At 42.5% G+C, this 18,839-nt stretch carries 7 protein-coding genes; 6 read left to right on the top strand and 1 reads right to left on the bottom strand.

Annotated elements, in window-relative coordinates:
* Nucleotides 1-60: 60 nt before the first annotated feature.
* Nucleotides 61-567, bottom strand: a complete 507-nt coding sequence (locus PCNPT3_RS07020; protein WP_015465179.1) for a DUF1097 domain-containing protein — start codon at nucleotides 565-567, stop codon at nucleotides 61-63.
* 238 nt (nucleotides 568-805) lie between these two features.
* Here PCNPT3_RS07020 and ppiC point away from each other — a divergent pair, with 238 nt between their 5' ends.
* The 6 genes from ppiC (at nucleotide 806) to PCNPT3_RS06990 (ending at nucleotide 18,835) form a co-directional block, all read left to right on the top strand.
* Nucleotides 806-1,084, top strand: a complete 279-nt coding sequence (ppiC, locus tag PCNPT3_RS07015) for a peptidylprolyl isomerase PpiC (protein ID WP_015465178.1) — start codon at nucleotides 806-808, stop codon at nucleotides 1,082-1,084.
* A 152-nt stretch (nucleotides 1,085-1,236) separates the two neighbouring features.
* A complete protein-coding gene (locus tag PCNPT3_RS07010; RefSeq protein WP_015465177.1) occupies nucleotides 1,237-1,500 on the top strand; it encodes a DUF2960 domain-containing protein in 264 nt (87 codons plus the stop codon).
* A gap of 361 nt (nucleotides 1,501-1,861) precedes the next feature.
* A complete protein-coding gene (locus PCNPT3_RS07005; protein ID WP_015465176.1) occupies nucleotides 1,862-2,686 on the top strand; it encodes a transcriptional regulator in 825 nt (274 codons plus the stop codon).
* Nucleotides 2,670-10,607: a type I polyketide synthase gene (locus PCNPT3_RS07000; protein WP_015465175.1), complete on the top strand. Its 7,938-nt coding sequence runs from the start codon at nucleotides 2,670-2,672 to the stop codon at nucleotides 10,605-10,607. Before PCNPT3_RS07005 ends, PCNPT3_RS07000 begins: the two co-directional genes overlap by 17 nt.
* On the top strand, nucleotides 10,607-13,042 hold the full coding sequence (locus tag PCNPT3_RS06995) for a PfaB family protein (protein WP_015465174.1): 2,436 nt from the start codon (nucleotides 10,607-10,609) through the stop codon (nucleotides 13,040-13,042). Before PCNPT3_RS07000 ends, PCNPT3_RS06995 begins: the two co-directional genes overlap by 1 nt.
* Nucleotides 13,043-13,168: 126 nt before the next feature.
* Nucleotides 13,169-18,835: a hotdog fold thioesterase gene (locus tag PCNPT3_RS06990; protein WP_015465173.1), complete on the top strand. Its 5,667-nt coding sequence runs from the start codon at nucleotides 13,169-13,171 to the stop codon at nucleotides 18,833-18,835.
* The last annotated feature ends 4 nt before the right edge of the window (nucleotides 18,836-18,839 follow it).

Raw genomic sequence — 18,839 nt, 5'->3', positions numbered from 1 at the left:
GTTTTCGCGTAATACATGGAAGCTTAATTAATGCCATTGCTATTAGAAGGGTATAATGTCTTAAGCAATAGACTTCTTAATACTTTTACCGATATTGGTGAGCATGATCATTTTCTTTTGTGCACTTAATTTGATTAATAACTGCGTCCCGAGCGTCATTAAATAACCGAGTAATGCGCCACCCATTAAAGCGGGAATTATCTGCGCTATATCGGCATTAAGGGCAAAGGTGGTGCAACAACCAATAAAGGCGCCCGGAATAAAAGATAACCTTTTACTGCTTGCCTGTAAGCACATGGCGGCCGTCGCTAAACCGGTAAATAAATAACCGAAGTAAGGGGATGCAAAGTAACTGCTCGCGCTAATAATAAGCCAAGCCCAAAAAACACCCGATAAGTTGGTTTGCCAACTCATTAGTACCCCTTTTAAACCTATTTTTGTTTGTGCAAAATAAGTGCTGCAACCGAGAAAACCAATCCAAGTTACTAAACTTAAAAGATCTGCAACGCCACACCAAACACTCGCAAGGACGCCAGCTGAGGTAGCGATTTGCCAACGATTTTTCATATAAATCCTTTGTATCTATGATTAGCGATGCAGTATAGGTATTTTATCCTTGTTAAAGTGAGATCTAGATCAACCTAAATTCAGTGTAATAAAAACGCTTAAAGGCTATTACATAATCTGTTGTTTTAAGAGCCGTGAGCGAGATAAAACGTAAGGGCATTTAGGATTGCACTTTTATTTAACGTGATTGTGTTATTATCTGCCTTTATTAAAAGACACCAGTAAAGCAGAGGAAAGGATGGCCAATACCGCAGCGGCATTACATATTTTAGTGAAACATAGAGAGCTGGCTGAGGATATTATGCAGCAGTTAAAAAAAGGCGCTAAATTTCAAACGTTAGCAAAAAAATACTCAAGTTGTCCTTCTGCAAAAAAAGGGGGGAGTTTGGGTGAATTTAAAAAAGGCAGTATGGTACCTGCTTTTGATAAAGTTTGTTTTAGTGCGCAGATATTAACGCCTCAAATAGTAAAAACTAAATTTGGCTGGCATGTGATCAAAGTTTTATATCGCTGTTAGCATTTTAACACTGCGCTAAGCGCTTAATGGTAAAGTGTAAAAGAACAAAGCATCAAGATGGAAAATGCGTTAGAATATGGCGCTAAATCGTGCGATGTTAATGTAATAATATTGTATGAAAGAAAGATTAATTAATTTAAACAGGATCAAAAATGTCACGTCAAGTTACTTATATTTTTAAAAAAGAACGTAAAACAATACTATTCACATATGCCGTGTATCACGATATTTACGAAGCGGTAGCGGATGCGGAAGGGATTGATTTAACCGCTTTTTTAGCGCAAGAAAAGCAACTTGAAATGAGTTGTCGTGGGCAGGGGATTGTAAAAAACCATCGTCAAACTGAATTTTTACGCATGGGCTTTAAAGATATAAAATTTGTACGCGAAGAAAAACCTGAAAAACCTGAAAAGTAAACGTCGTATCACTTCTCGATGTGTTTTTCACATCTGCTAAATAAAAGTGTTTTAAATTTGTCTTTAAACACTTTTATGATTTTTATGTAACATTTCAGCTTATAAATAAGCGCTATCGCAAATAAATTAAAAATAAAAGTATCGGTTGATTGTATAGGGTGTGATACCTGTGTATATTGCTGAGGATAAAGTATAACTCTTTGATATTATCGTGTTGTATTAACCTCTTACTGAGGGTAATAAAAACAATGCATTTATCTCTGCTTTATTTAATCTAAGCCACACACTCTCCGAAAAGAGCTTCTAACGGAAGATAAGTGCTTAGCTCTGTGCTTTTATACTTAATTTGGGCCTAGATGCGATGACAAAACAGCATAAGAACGCCACGACAACCCCTGAAGTGCGCGCCTTTATACATCATTCTGACTTAGCGACTGCGGTGCTCGCTCGCTTATTAAAAGTATCAGAATCTACGGTGCGAAAATGGCGAAAGCGGGCCAGCACAGAAGATGTTTCTCACCTCCCCAAGCAACTCAATACTAAGTTAAGTTTACCTGAACAGTACGTTATTGTGCATTTGCGCTTGCGTTTAAAGCTTTCTTTAGATGAATTACTCTATGTATGTAAAACATTTATTAATAGCAATACGTCACGTGCGGGCTTGCAACGTTGCTTAAAGCGACATGGTGTCTCGCGTTTAACGGATATGAAAAATTTAAAAGAGCAGCAAGACGACGCCTCTTATACCCCTATCAGTATTGAAGAAAGCACCTCAAGTACGGTGTTCAACTCGGTTGTTTCACCGCAAGCAATGAGCGATGTGTTAAATCAAATGCGTCAACAAATGATGGATGATACGACGTTACCGCTTGCTACATTAACGGCAAAAGATGTCGTACAAGTTTATGTGATCACACTTCCCGATTGTTTAAATACGAGCAAAGATACCAAGATCTCATTTTTAATGGCCCATGATCTACACAGCCATTGGATCTATGTTGACCTCTATTACAACGGTGACGAATACCAAGCTGCCCAGCGTTACATTACCTATGTACTTACTAAAGGGCCATATCAGCTACGCCGTTTATTGGTCAAAAACTATAATGAATTTTTAAGTCGTTTTCGGTTATTAACAGATAAAAATAATAATAAATCGGAAATCGAAAATGCAAACAAATTTTAACTGGAGTAATAATATGTCTACCAAGAAAGACTCAAACATCACGGATGCAGCGCAAGATAAAAAGTTAAACTCGCGCTTACAAGAGTGTCCTATCGCTATTGTCGGTATGGCGTCGGTTTTTGCTGAAACAAAAAATTTGGACCAATTTTGGGACAATATTGTTAATTCAGTCAATGGCATTAAGGATATCCCTGAAGACAGATGGGCGGTTGATGATTATTACTCCAGTGATAAAAGTGCTGAAGATAAAACATACTGTAAACGCGGTGGTTTTTTACCGGGCATTGACTTTGATCCGATGGAGTTTGGTCTTCCGCCTAACATTTTAGAATTAACAGATATTAGTCAATTAATGTCATTAGTCGTGGCACGTGATGTACTTGCAGATGCAGGGATAAGCGATGAGAAAGCGTATGATCGCGATAAAATTGGTATCACACTTGGTGTGGGTGGTGGGCAAAAACAAAGCTCACAGCTAACCGCTCGCTTACAAACCCCTATCTTAGATAAAGTATTAAAAGCGTCGGGTGTTAATGCACCTGATCGTGAGATGATATTGTCTAAATTTAAAAAAGCGTATATTCCTTGGCAAGAAAATTCATTTCCGGGCATGCTCGGCAATGTGATAGCGGGGCGTATTGCGAACCGTTTTGATTTTGGTGGTATGAACTGCGTCGTCGATGCTGCCTGTGCAGGATCGCTAGCAGCGATTAAAATGGCGGTTTCAGAGCTGTTAGAGTATCGCTCTGACATGATGATCTCAGGTGGTGTGTGTTGTGATAACTCACCTTTTATGTACCTTTCTTTTTCGAAAACACCGGCATTTACAGAGGGTGATGATATTCGTCCTTTTGATAAAGACTCATCCGGTATGATGATTGGTGAAGGCGTAGGAATGATCGCTTTAAAACGCTTAGAAGATGCTGAGCGTGATGGCGATAAAATATATTCGGTTATTAAAGGGATTGGTAGTTCATCTGATGGACGTTTCAAATCTATTTACGCACCACGTCCTTCTGGACAAGTTAAAGCGTTACAACGCGCTTATAATGATGCGGGCGCTGATGCGATGACTTGTGGGCTTATTGAAGCGCATGGAACGGGCACTAAAGCCGGTGATTCTGCGGAATTTTCTGCGTTAAAAATGATGTTTAGTCAGTCTGATGGCGGATCTCAACACATTGCATTGGGCACGATCAAATCACAAATTGGCCATACTAAGGCAGCCGCGGGTACAGCGGGTATTATTAAAGCGTCATTGGCATTGCATCATAAAGTGTTACCCGCAACCATCAATGTAGATTTACCAAATCCTAATTTAGAGATTGAAAAGTCAGCTTTTTACATTAATAACGAAACGCGTCCTTGGATGCCACGTGCGGACGGTATTAAACGCCTTGCCGGGGTAAGTTCGTTTGGTTTTGGGGGCACAAACTTCCATTTCGTATTAGAAGAATATAAGGCGCATCACGATCGTAAATATCGTCTAAATCATGTGCCTCAATCTATTTTGATCAGTGCAACGGATAAAAACGCATTACTTGTGTCGCTTAGTGCTTATGTGCAAGCATTAAATGTAGAGAGTGATTTACAAGCCTATGCGTTTAATGTGTTATTAACTGAAAACCCCGTAAAAGCCGTGCCAAAAAACGAGGCGCGTTGCGGGTTTGTCGCCAAAGATGCAACGCAAGCGCTGGCTGCGTTAAATCTTATTATTATTGAGCTTAAAAAGGCAGATGTCTTAGAGTTTCGTAAAGAAAGTGGGCTTTATTACCGTCATTGTGGACTGGATGTACAAGGCAATGTCGTGGCGCTATTTTCGGGCCAGGGCTCACAATACATTAATATGGGACGTGATTTAACTTGTAACTTCCCCTCTATGTTAGCCTCTAGCGCAAAAATGGATACCTCATTTACCGATGCAGGTGTAGCGCAATTATCGAAAACATTATTTCCTATTCCTGTATTTTCGGCGCAGGCGCGCCAAGTACAAGAAGAAACGTTACGTTTAACACAAAATGCACAGCCTGCTATTGGCACCTTTAGCATGGGCTTGTTTAATATTTTAAAGCAAGCGGGACTAAAAATAGATTTCGCTGCGGGCCATAGTTTTGGTGAATTAACGGCGCTTTGGGCTGCCGGCGTCATTGAAGATGATGATTACATGTTGCTTGCCCGTAGTCGTGGTGCTGCCATGGCAACGCCGGATGATGAAGATTTTGATGCCGGTACGATGCTTGCTGTCATGGGCGACGCTGCTAAAGTCGCGCAGAGTATTGAAAGCATAAAAGGCGTGTCGATTGCTAATTATAATTCAAAACAACAAGTGGTTATTGCTGGCGCAACGGCGGACATAGCGCTTGCGTTTACGCAGTTACAAAGCGAAGGCTATAAAGTTGTAAAATTACCAGTATCTGCTGCATTTCATACTGATTTAGTAAAACATGCGCAAAAACCATTTGCTAAAGTCATTGATAGCGTGAAGTTTCATGCGCCTAATATCCCTGTGTTTTCAAATGCAAGTGCCCAAGCACATCCTACAAAAGGGGCTGAAATTAAGCGCGCCTTAAAAAAACATATTTTAGAAAGTGTGCATTTTAAAGAAGAGATAGAGAATCTATATGCAGCAGGTGGGCGTATCTTTATTGAATTTGGTCCTAAGAATGTATTAAGCCGTTTAGTCGCTAATATTTTAGAAGACCAAAACGACGTGCAATGCATTGCATTAAACAGTAACCCTAAAAAATCATCGGATATACAGTTGCGCCTCGCAGCGGTTGAGCTTGCAGTATTAGGCTTAGAGCTAAATGATATTGACCCATATAGCGCGGTTTCTCGTCCGCTTATTGCGCCGAAAAAATCACCGTTAATGATGAAATTAACCGGTGCGTCTTATGTGTCACCTAAAACTAAAAAAGCATTTTCTGATGCACTTAACGATGATTGGACGCTTTCTTCGATGCAGCCTCAAATCATTGAAAAAGAAGTGATCAAAGAAGTGATCATTGAAAAGATCGTGGAAGTTGAAAAAATAGTTTATGTTGAGCGTGGAGAATTACCAGCAGGGCAACTTGCGCCATGTTCAGCTGATATAGGCTCTGCTATCGAGCGTAGCGTACAACAATTTGTTGCGCATCAAACGCAGTTGCTCAATGTGCACGAAGCTTATATGCAAGGTCCGAAAGATTACGCTAAAACCTTCCAAAATGTACTGGCCAGTCAAGCCGGTCAGTCGGAGTTGCCTGAAAGCTTAGATAAAACATTGGGTTTATATCACCAGTTTCAGCTAGAAACGCTTCGCGTACATGAAAGCTACTTAAATAATCAAACGGCTAACATGAGTCAGATGCTAAGCCGCGCCTGCGAAACCCCTCGCGTGATGCCAAGCAGTGCTTCGAGCGCGCCTTTAGCTGCGAAACTTGTTGAGCCACACATTGCATCGACGGTAGTGATGCAAGAGAAAATGCCAGTTCCTGTTACGCCAGTGGCAATGCCAAGTGTTGTAGCGCCTGCGCCAGTACAAGCACCTATTCAAACGCCGATTCAAGCACCTATTATTGAAAATAGCATTAATATTTCAACTATTGAGCAAGTGATGCTTAGTGTTGTGGCTGATAAAACCGGTTATCCGGTTGAGATGCTAGAGATGCACATGGACATGGAAGCAGACTTAGGGATTGACTCTATTAAACGCGTTGAAATACTCGGCGCAGTGCAAGATGAAATCACTAATTTACCTGAGCTTGACGCAATGGCGTTAGCAGAGCTTCGCACCTTAGGCGAGATTGTGAGTTACATGCAAGCACAAGCACCGAGTGCTGAAATGCCAGCATCAGCGAATACAGCAACGATCGCGCCAGTGGTATCTGCAAGCTTTGATCTTAAGAGCATCGAGCAAGTGATGCTCAGCGTAGTAGCTGATAAAACCGGTTATCCGGTTGAGATGCTAGAGATGCACATGGATATGGAAGCAGACTTAGGGATTGATTCAATTAAACGCGTTGAAATATTAGGCGCAGTGCAAGATGAAATCACTAACTTACCGGAGCTTGACGCAATGGCGTTAGCAGAGCTTCGCACCTTAGGCGAAATTGTAAGTTACATGCAAGCACAAGCGCCGAGTGTTGAAATGCCAGCATCTACATCTACATCTACACCAGCAGCAACGCCAGTGGCAACTGCAAGCGTTGATCTTAAAAGCTTTGATCTTAAGAGCATCGAGCAAGTGATGCTCAGCGTAGTCGCTGATAAAACTGGTTATCCGGTTGAGATGCTAGAGATGCACATGGATATGGAAGCAGACTTAGGGATTGATTCCATTAAACGCGTTGAAATACTGGGCGCAGTGCAAGATGAAATCACTAACTTACCGGAGCTTGACGCAATGGCGTTAGCAGAGCTTCGCACCTTAGGCGAGATTGTGAGTTACATGCAAGCACAAGCGCCGAGTACTGAAAATGCCGAAATGCCAGCATCTACATCTACACCAGCAGCAACGCCAGTGGTAACTGCAAGCGTTGATCTTAAAAGCTTTGATCTTAAAAGTATCGAGCAAGTGATGCTCAGCGTAGTAGCAGATAAAACCGGTTATCCGGTTGAGATGCTAGAGATGCACATGGACATGGAAGCAGACTTAGGGATTGATTCGATTAAACGCGTTGAAATACTGGGCGCAGTGCAAGATGAAATCACTAACTTACCGGAGCTTGACGCAATGGCGTTAGCAGAGCTTCGCACCTTAGGCGAGATTGTGAGTTACATGCAAGCACAAGCGCCGAGCGCAAGTGCTGAAAATACCGAAATGTCAGCATCTACATCTACACCAGCAGTAACGGTAAGCTTTGATCTTAAAAGCATCGAAAAAGTGATGCTCAGCGTAGTAGCTGATAAAACCGGTTATCCGGTTGAGATGCTAGAGATGCACATGGACATGGAAGCAGACTTAGGGATTGATTCGATTAAACGCGTTGAAATACTGGGCGCAGTGCAAGATGAAATCACTAACTTACCGGAGCTTGACGCAATGGCGTTAGCAGAGCTTCGCACCTTGGGTGAAATTGTAAGTTATATGCAAGCACAAGCGCCGAGTACTGAAAATGCCGAAATGTCAGCATCTACATCTACCCCCGCCGCAACTGCAAGCTTTGATCTTAAGAGCATTGAGAAAGTGATGCTTAGCGTAGTAGCTGATAAAACAGGTTATCCCGCTGAGATGCTAGAGATGCACATGGATATGGAAGCAGACTTAGGGATTGATTCCATTAAACGCGTTGAAATACTGGGCGCAGTGCAAGATGAAATCACTCATTTACCGGAGCTTGACGCAATGGCGTTAGCAGAGCTTCGCACCTTGGGTGAGATTGTAAATTATATGCAAGAGGTTGCCGCGCCGACAGACGTGCTAGCAATAGAAAAAACATTACCACTAACGACGCCGGTTGCAATAGCGCCAAAAAAGTTTGATATCGATTTTGTGCCCGCACCAAGTCGAATAGTCAGTCTGAAATACATAGATGATGCATTTAATGAGGCAACCTCAGTAGACGGTCAGCATTTATTATTAGTGGATGATGGAGAGCCAAATACGTCATTATTAGCGGATAAATTAGCGCAACAAGGTTGGAGTATTACATTATTACAAGCAGCTTGGGTTGAAGCGGATGCTACGCGAAAATTTGCAGAAAACATTAATATTGTCACCCTAAGCGCATTATCGGAGCCAGAGCTACAGAGCATTTTAAGCGTGCAAAAGTGCTGGCATAGTATTGTTTACTTACATCCGAAAATGAGCGTGCCTAGCATTACTTACCCTGAGCGTAGTAAACAAGGCTTACAACTTGCCTTTTTATTGGCCAAATTAAGTGGCTTAGGAAAAAACGCAGAGAGTAATGATGTCCGTTCATCGTTTTTGGTGTTAACGCGCCAAGGTGGACGATTCATGCTCAAAGATGTGCCCGTTGATGCAGATATGGTGCAAGGCGGACTTTGCGCACTCGTGAAGACATTACATTTAGAATGGCCACATGTTTTTTGCCGCGCCATTGATGTCGCGTCTGATTGGACGCCTGAAAAAGTCGCAAATTGTCTTTTTAATGAATTTAATGATAAATCGGTCATGCCTGTTGAAGTAGGTTTTGATGAAAAAGGGCGTTTAACGCCAAGCTCAGAGCTAACCGACAGTTACGCATTAACATCGGGAACGCATCTTAATAAAGACGCTTTGTTTTTGGTGAGCGGTGGCGCGAAAGGGGTGACGGCGCAATGCGCTATCCGCCTTGCTGCGCAGTACCAATGTAAATTTATATTATTAGGGCGATCTGAATATGATGCAAATGAGCCACTTTGGGCGCAGGGTATTAACGACCCGGTTGCTTTGAAAAAAGCGGGTATGCAAATTTTGATTGAACGTGGCGTAAAAGCGACGCCAATGGCGTTAAATAAATTGATCAAACCACTATTGTCATCACGTGAAATTTCAGAAACATTACAGGCCATACAAGCTTTAGGCTCGTTAGTGGAATATGTGAGTGCGGACGTCACCGATAGCGACGCTGTTGAAAATGCGGTGCTGCCTATCACCCAGTTATGGGGAGATATTAGCGGTATTATTCATGGTGCTGGCGTATTGGCGGATAAACTGATTGAACAAAAGACATTAAAAGATTTTGAGTCGGTGTATTCAACTAAAATACAAGGCTTAGGATCTTTACTTAATTGTTGTGATCTTGCGAAGATCAAGCATCTGGTCTTGTTTTCATCGGCTGCCGGTTTTTACGGTAATCCGGGCCAATCAGATTATGCCATTGCCAATGACATTTTAAATAAAACGGCTTATCGCTTTAAAAGTTTATACCCTAAAGCGCAAGTGTTAAGTTTTAACTGGGGCCCTTGGGATGGAGGCATGGTGACACCTGCTCTAAAAGAAATGTTTAAAAAACGCGGTGTGTATATTATTCCGGTTGCCTCTGGCGCGCAGTTATTAGTGAATGAGCTGGCCTGTATTGAAAATAGAAGTCCACAAATATTAGTGGGCAATGATATGGCAGGCGCACCAAAGAGCGACAACGCTGTAAAAAAGCCACAAGTTAGTCACCTAGTTAAACCTATTAGTGTGGCTAACAATCCTTTTTTACAGGATCATAAAATCGCACAAAATGCCGTATTACCTACGGTTTGTGCTATTGCTTGGATGCAAGAGGCGGTCTTAAGTATGCATGCGGACTATCAGTATGCAGGGCTGCAAGATTATAAACTCTTTAAAGGCATCATTTTTGATGGGTCGCAAAAAGAGCAGTATGGCATTGAGTGTAAAACGCTTAAAGCCGAGCAAGATGAGCTGCTTGTCAGCGTGCGCATCAGCTCTAAAAATGAGGCGGGACTATCCGTTGCTCATTATGGCGCCACACTGCACTTAACGAAAAACAAAAAAGAACAACCTGTTTACAGCCAAGATTTACCGGCACTAACGGCGCAAACACATACCTTATACGATGATGGCACCTTATTTCATGGGCCAAGTTTACAAGGTATTAAAGGCGTATTAGCGTGTGATGAAAAAGGCTTGTTACTCAGTTGCTTGGTAGCGTCATCGGTGCGTCAAGTACAAGGTGATTTTGATGTTGAAAAATCTAACATTTTTGCCAATGATTTGGTTTATCAAGCTTTATTGGTTTGGGTGCGTAAAGAGCTAGGTTTAGGCTCTCTGCCAACCGCAACGCAGCATTGGCAAGTTTATGCGCCAGCGCCGTTGGATACGCCTTTTTACTTATTACTGAGCGTGCAAGAGAATAAGCGTAATAAAAAAATCAGTGCAGATGTGCTCTTAATGGATGCGCAAAAGCAGGTATTTGCATCTTTAAAAGGGGTGCAAGTGACGGCCAATAAAAGCCTTAATGATTTGTTTAAAAAGGTAGCACCTTAGTGACTGCGCAGGTGATCCATTTACCCTTATCCGTGGTTGGCTTTGCCAGCACGTTTACGGGGGCTCCGGGCATTGATAATGTTGCAACCGCGCTTTATGTCGGGACGCGTTTAACGCTGCCTGAGGGCGATATGCCCGTTACGGATGCAGCGCCTGCTGTTTTGGATTTGATAGATGAAGTGCTGCGCGCCAACGCATTAGTAAGCGATCAAGTCGTGGTGCTACTGATTGGCACATTTAGTGAGCCTCTGTCTACTTTGATAAAGCAGCAACATGTGCAAACTGAGTCTACGCGCACGCTTACCGAGGCGTTAATACGCGCATCGGCTATTACAAAAAAAGGCGCGCTTAATACGCGTCGCGTTTTGATCATTGCTATGTCAGATATTGATGAGGCGCTCGATGCACCTGCCAATATCAGTTTTTCGCGTGATTTTAGCCATTATAGTAAACGCCAAGGCGCCGCTTGCGTCTTATTAATGAATACACAAGTAGCCCTTGAGTCTGCCTGCACCTGTTATGCAACGCTTGATAATATGGCATGGGGATCGCGTGATAATATCGAAAATATTATTACAACGTCGCTGCGCCATAATGATTTAAACAGTCGGGATATTTGTACGCTGGAAGTCTCTGCCTGTTCGCAGACAAGTTTAAGAGACGCCGAGCAACAAGGTATTTTGCAGGCATATCAGCACACCGAAAAAATGCACACGGCAATCAGTTGTCAAAAGAGTGTGTTAGGTGACAATGCTGATTTATCGCAACTGATGGCATTAATGCATAGCGCACTGGCTTTATATCAACGCTATCGTCCGGCTATCGTTAATTGGGACGGGCCAATCGATAACGCGTTAGCTGCTTGGCAAGACTCTCCTTTTTATTTTTTGGCAAAAGCTGCCCCCGTCTTTAGTAACGAGGCTGATAAAGTGCGCCATAATGCGCTGAGTTTATTAGATGAGACGCAGTATACGCATTTAATAATGAGCGCCCATGAAGATGGCTTAGTGCATCAAAATGGTTTTAATAGTCACTTACCTAATCGCTTATTTATTATCAGTGCAGACAATGTTGATGCATTAATAGATAAATTAAAGACACTTGATACATCGAGTGCACTCAATCAGCTAGCCTCTTTTAACGCCCTGGCGGGTGAGTTATATAGTCGCTATCAACTGCAAAAACAGCGTTATACCTTAGTGTTAATTGCCGATTCAATGGCGCAATTGAGCGCAGAAAAAGCATTAGCATTACGTGGTATTGGCCAAGCATTTATCAATAAAACGCCGTGGAAAACCCCTAAGGGCAGTTATTTTTCAAGCACCCCGGATGAAAATGCAAATGTCGCTTTTTTATACCCCGGTATTGGTGCGACCTATATTGGTTTTGGCACCTTGTTACTGCAAATGTTTCCGGAGATTTACCCTAACGTTTTAGCGCTTTCAAGCAATATTAGTGAAGCGCTTAAAGACCGGTTATTAAATCCACGCAGTATCTGCGCGCTTAGCGTTGCAGAGCTAAATAAATTAGATTTAGATTTACGCAATGAATTGGCAAACATTGCCGAAGCAGGTGTGGGCTATGCGTGCGTTTTGACCGCTATTTTTGAGCAAGTTTTACAGGTAAAAGCGACCCATGCTTGTGGTTACAGTATGGGTGAGGTGAGTATGTTTGCAGCCCTTGGTTGCTGGCAACGCCCTGGCGATATGAGTGCACGTTTAGCGCATTCAGACACCTTTAATCATCAATTATCTAATGAATTACGTAGCGTACGTAAGCTCTGGAAACTCAGTGATAGTATTGATGAAAAGGCGGCGCCAATTTGGGAAACGTATGCCATTAAAGGTAACCATGCACAAGTAAGCGCAGCCATTAACGCCTCTGATCGCGTCTATATTACCATTATTAATACGCCTTCGAGCCTGTTGATAGCCGGTTTTCCTGAGCATTGTTTGGCGCTATGCAAACGCTTAGGGGTGCGCGCGATAGCGCTTAATATGACAAACGCAATTCACTGCGCACCGGCAACTTTACAATATGATGAGATGCTGGCGTTATATTCGATGCCCGTGAATGCGCGCATTAGCACGAAGATGTTATCTAGTTCGTGTTATTTACCTATCCCTCAGCACCAAAAAGCAATTTCCATTAGCATCGCTAAGGGTTTATGCTCGCCAGTGGATTTTCCTCGATTAATTAATACGTTAGCGAAAAAAGACGTCAATGTTTATATTGAGATGGGGGCGGGCCGTTCGCTGTCAGGTTGGACCGATAAAATATTAAAAGAGCAAACACAAAGTGCACATATCAGTGTGCCAGTAAACGTAAAAGGCACCGATCAGCATCTGACTTTGCTGCGCGCGGTGGCAAAATTATTAAGTTTTGGTGTCACCCTGAACATTGATCGCTTTTTTAGTGGGTCATTAATTAAATAGTAAATGTTAAATAATAAATGTTAAATAATAAATGTTAAATAATAAATAATAAAAAAAAATGTGCTTCGATGTCGACCACACAGGTGAGAGACACAAGCCTATTTGCTGTTACAAAAGAGAGAATTTATGGAAAACATAGCCATTGTAGGTATTGCAAATCTTTTCCCAGGATCCAGTCAGCCGGATGCGTTTTGGGAGCAGTTATTAAACAAGCAAGATCTACGCAGTAAGATCACTGAGCAAGAGATGGGCGTTGATCCCTTAGAATATTTGGGTAAAAAAGGTGACGTCGATAAATTTTATTGTATGTACGGTGGTTATATTCGTAACTTTAACTTTGATGTTTCCTCCTTTGTGGATCATGGTTTTGATGCTGATTACTTAATGGGACTCGATGAACTCAATAAATGGGGCTTATATGTTACCGAGCAGGCCTTAAAAAATGCGGGCTATTGGGGCAGTGCGAGTTTGCAACAATGTGGACTGATCTTGGGTAATTTATCGTTTCCTACGCGGTCGTCCAATCATCTGTTTTTACCTTTTTATCATCACGTCGTAGAGCAAGCACTGCAAAGCATTACGCACCGTGACTTTAAATTGAAAAACTTCACGGCGCCGAGAAAGATTGAAGCAGATAATGCATTGATCGCGGGTTATCCCTCAGCATTATTGGCAAAAGTAGCCGGTTTAGGTGGGGCGCATTTCTCTTTAGATGCCGCTTGTGCATCATCTTGTTATAGCTTGAAGCTTGCATGTGACATGCTGCATACGGGTGAGGCAGATATGATGCTTGCGGGCGCAGTATCCGGGGCTGATCCTATGTTTGTGAACATGGGCTTCTCTATTTTCCAAGCGTTTCCAGATAATAATAAACACGCCCCGTTTGATAGTGCCTCAAAAGGCCTTTTTGCCGGCGAAGGCGCGGGCATGATGGTGTTAAAACGCCACAGTGACGCACTGCGTGATGGCGATACTATTCACGCTATTATTAAAGGTGGCGCCTTATCTAATGATGGCAAAGGGGAGTTTATTTTAAGTCCGAGTAGCAAAGGGCAGGTACTTGCTTATGAGCGCGCTTATGCGGATGCGAATGTGTCACCGAGCGATGTTGGCTATATCGAATGCCATACGACGGGGACGCCAAAAGGCGATAACGTTGAGCTTAATTCAATGGAGGTTTTCTTTTCTAAATATAACACTAAACCTTTATTAGGCTCGGCCAAATCAAACTTAGGACACTTATTGACAGCTGCCGGCATGCCCGGCATGACGAAAGCTATTTATGCGCTCAATAAGGGTAAAATTCCTGCCACGATCAGTTTAAAAAATGCCATTAAAACCAAGCTTGGTTATTTAACACAAGCACAAATCCCAACGGATACCGTGAACTGGGAAAGCAAAAATGGCAAGCCTCTCGTTGCCGGCGTGAGCGTTTTTGGTTTTGGGGGCAGTAATGCACATTTGGTATTAGAGGGCGCAGACGCACCCTTTATTAAACGTTTTAATCAGCCTAAGCCACGTGCATTAATGAGTATTGTGGGCATGGACTGTTTACTTTCGGGTGTTGACTCGATTGTGGCATTTGACGCGTTACTCAAAAGCAATAAAAACACATTTATAGAATTACCACCGAAGCGTTGGAAAGGCATACAAAATGACGCACAAGTGATGCGTACGTTAGGCTTAAAGAAAGCGCCGAAAGGTGGCTATATTGAAAAGTTTGATATCGACTTCTTACGTTTTAAAGTGCCACCTAATGCGCAAGATTGTTTGATACCGCAACAATTAATGATGATGAAAGTGGCTGATAATGCAGCCAAAGATGGGGCGTTAACAGAAGGGAGTAATGTTGCCGTACTCGTGGCAATGGGCATGGAGCTCGATATTCATCAATATCGTGGACGCGTTAATTTAAGTACGCAAATTGAGCAAAGCTTAAAAGAGCAGGGCATTACATTAACGGAGCTGCAACGCGCAGAGCTTATTAATATTGCCAAAGAGAGCATTGCATCGCCAGCGCAGTTAAACCAATATACGAGTTTTATTGGTAACTTAATGGCGTCGCGTATCTCTGCATTGTGGGACTTTTCAGGGCCCGCTTTTACGGTTTCAAGTGAAGAGAACTCTGTTTATCGTTGCTTACAAATTGCGCAAAGCTTATTTGCAACCTCGGATGTTGAAGCGGTGTTGATTGCCAGTGTTGATTTGGCGGGATCATTTGAAAATGTCAGTTTGCGTCAGCGCTATGGCCCAGTCAGTGAAAATGCATCAAGCCATGCTGATCCGCTGCGTAATAAAGAGTGGTTACTCGGTGAAGGTGCGGGCGCCATTGTATTACGTCGTAGTGAGCTCAATGATGCACGTTACGCGCAACTTGACGCAATTAGTTTTGCACCCGGCAGTGATGCCAAAGCCATCAAAAAAGCGAGCGCAAAGGCGTGCCAATTAGCAAGCATCAGCGCCAACGAGATAGATCATGTGGAAGCCTTTGCCAGTGGTTTTGAAGCAGATAATGCTGCGGAGACAGAAGCCTTTACGCAACTTTACCCGCACGTTAAACCCGATTCGGTTAAGCGTCAAATTGGTCATCTTTTTAATGCATCAGGTATGTTTAGCTTAATAAAATCGGCGCTTTTAGTGAATTCAAAACAGGCAAAACAGGTCGCGATTAATGGTTTAGGTCATGATATGAGCTGTGCGCATCTGCTTGTTTCAAATGCAGAGCCTATGCGAAAACTTGCGCATGTTGTCAGTAAAAAAAGCGCATTTTCGTTAGTGAAACCGATTTATCTTGGCGGCGCCGATATTAAACAAACGATTGTTGACGCGCGCTCAATGCGCGTTTTTGAAACTATTAAGCAACAATTACAAAATAAACCCGCGAGCACGCTATCTAACCGTGTTGATATTGACCTATTAAAAGTCACTAAAAAGGCGCCATTAAGCGCATTAACCCTTACTCCACCGGAAGCTACCATGACGTCGCAAGTTAAAACTAAGATCAGTGCTGAAATATATCAACAAGCAGACGCGCAACGTGCTTTTATTGAGGCGCGAAAAGTCGCGGGCGAGCAAATTGCCGCCATGATAAAATTACAAGTGAACGCGTTAAGTGGCGATCATCAAGCTGCCACGATTTCAACTCTCACCGCAGCACCTGAGATTTTGAGTGCTTATCATTATCCGCCATTACAACTTATTGAGCGCTTTAATCAGCCTGAGAAGGTACTTTATGATCAAGCTGCGCTTATTGAGTTTGCAGAAGGTGATATTAGTAAGGTATTTGGATCGGAATATAAAATTATCGACAGTTATGCACGGCGTGTGCGTTTGCCAACCACCGATTATCTTTTAGTGAGTCGGGTAACCAAACTCGACGCACAAATACATGAATATAAAAAATCATCGATGTTTACCGAATATGATATTCCAGTCGATGCTCCCTTTTTAATTGATGGGCAGATCCCTTGGTCTGTTGCCGTGGAGTCGGGACAATGTGATTTGATGTTGATCTCCTACATTGGTATTGATTTTCAAAATAAAAGTGAGCGTATTTATCGTTTACTGGATTGTGAGTTAACCTTTTTAGAAGAGATGTCTTTTGGCGGCGAAACATTACGTTATGAGATCCATATTGACTCGTATGCAAAAAATGGCGAACAATTGCTGTTCTTTTTCCATTACGATTGTTATGTCGGAGACAAAAAAGTACTGATCATGCGCAATGGTTGTGCGGGTTTCTTTACCGATGCTGAGCTTGCAGATGGCAAGGGTGTGGTACATAACGACAAAGATAAACGTGAATTTGCCACAGCGAAAAAATCGACGTTTAATGCGCTGATCCCAAATCAGAATACTTATTATGATCGCGCAAAAATGATGCAATTGGTCAAAGGTAACATCAGTGCCTGTATGGGATCTGAATATGATCAACAGGGACGTAATCCGTCACTGAAATTCTCTTCTGAGAAATTCTTAATGATTGAGCGCATTACTAAGATTGATGCGCATGGCGGGCATTGGGGACTGGGTGTTATTGAAGGTCAAAAAGATATTGATCCGAAGCATTGGTATTTCCCTTGTCACTTTAAAGGCGATCAAGTGATGGCAGGCTCATTGATGTCAGAAGGTTGTGGCCAAGTTGCGATGTTCTTTATGCTTTGGCTTGGCATGCATAAAGACTTAGAGAATGCGCGTTTTCAGCCGATGCGTGGCGAGGCGCAAACAGTGCGTTGTCGTGGTCAGGTTACCCCGCAAGTTAATACATTAACCTATCGCCTTGAAGTCACCGCGATGGGCATGTCACCGCGTCCGTTTATCAAAGCTAATGTTGATATTATATTAGACGGGAAAGTGGTCGTTGATTTTAAAAACCTATGCCTTGAGATGGTTGAGCAAGATGCCAACTCACCTTATCCGCTACAATTACCACAGAGCGCAATGCGCACCAAGAAAGCGTTAGTGAAAGCGCCGGTGGCGATTGATGATCCCTTACTCGCGTTTGATGAGCGAGGCGTGCAACCCTTTAAAAATACAAGTCGTCCTTTAATGCGCGTCGAGTCAGATACGCATGCGCGCCGTGAAAAAGGCGTATTACCGGTGAAACATTTTTCAGCGCCGATGCATAAAGGCCAAAACAGAACGCCAGATACAGTGCCTTTTACGCCTTATCATATGTTTGAATTTGCGACGGGTAATATCTCTCAATGTTTTGGTAAAGATTTTGATGTTTATAAAGGACGCATCCCACCGCGCACGCCTTGTGGCGACCTACAAGTTGTCACGCAGGTTATTGACGTGCAAGGCACGCGATTAGATTTAAAGAAACCGGCCAGTTGTGTGGCTGAATATTATGTGCCGGCAGATGCGTGGTATTTTACTAAAAACAATGCGCAAGATTGGATCCCTTATTCACTCTTAATGGAAATAGCATTGCAACCCAATGGCTTTATTTCCGGCTATATGGGCACAACGCTTGTTTATCCTGAAAAAGATCTGTTTTTCCGCAATCTTGATGGCAATGGTGAGTTGCTTATTAACATTGATTTACGCGGTAAAACCATTGTTAATAAATCTGTCTTATTAAGCACCACGATGGCTGGGGGCATGATAGTACAAAGCTTTACCTTTGATCTTTTTGTTGATGAGGTAAAATTCTATCAAGGTAGTGCGGTGTTCGGCTATTTTGGTGCGGACGCACTCGCCAATCAATTAGGTATGGATAAAGGTGAATTACAAACGCCTTGGTTTATTGAGCATAAAAGTGCAGCACAAGATATTGAAGTATTTGATTTAAGTAATAAAGCCTTACCTTTTTATCACCCTGCAGACGATAAAAAACAGTATTGTTTAGCGGGCGGTCAGCTTAACTTCTTAGACACAGTGTCGATTGTTGAAGGCGGAGGCAGTGAGCAACTGGGTTATATTTATGGTGAACGCTGTATTGATGCGGATGATTGGTTCTTCCGTTATCATTTCCATCAAGATCCAGTGATGCCGGGCTCTTTAGGGGTTGAAGCTATCATTGAGTTATTACAAACGTATGCACTTAAAAATGATTTAGGGGCGCAATTTAAAAATCCGCGTTTTAGCACGCCATTAACCAAGGTTTTATGGAAATATCGTGGCCAGATCACGCCACTTAATAAACAAATGAGTGTTGATGTGCATATAACACAAATTATTAAAACAGATAATGAAGTACGTATAGTGGGTAATGCCAATTTATCGAAAGATGGTTTGCGTATTTATAGTGTGCAAGATATTGTGCTGAGCATTATTGAACAAGCATAAAATA

Source organism: Psychromonas sp. CNPT3, assembly GCF_000153405.2.
Classification (GTDB): domain Bacteria; phylum Pseudomonadota; class Gammaproteobacteria; order Enterobacterales; family Psychromonadaceae; genus Psychromonas.
The sequence above is the reverse complement of the archived record's forward strand: the minus strand, read 5'-3'. Positions and strand labels throughout refer to the sequence as shown.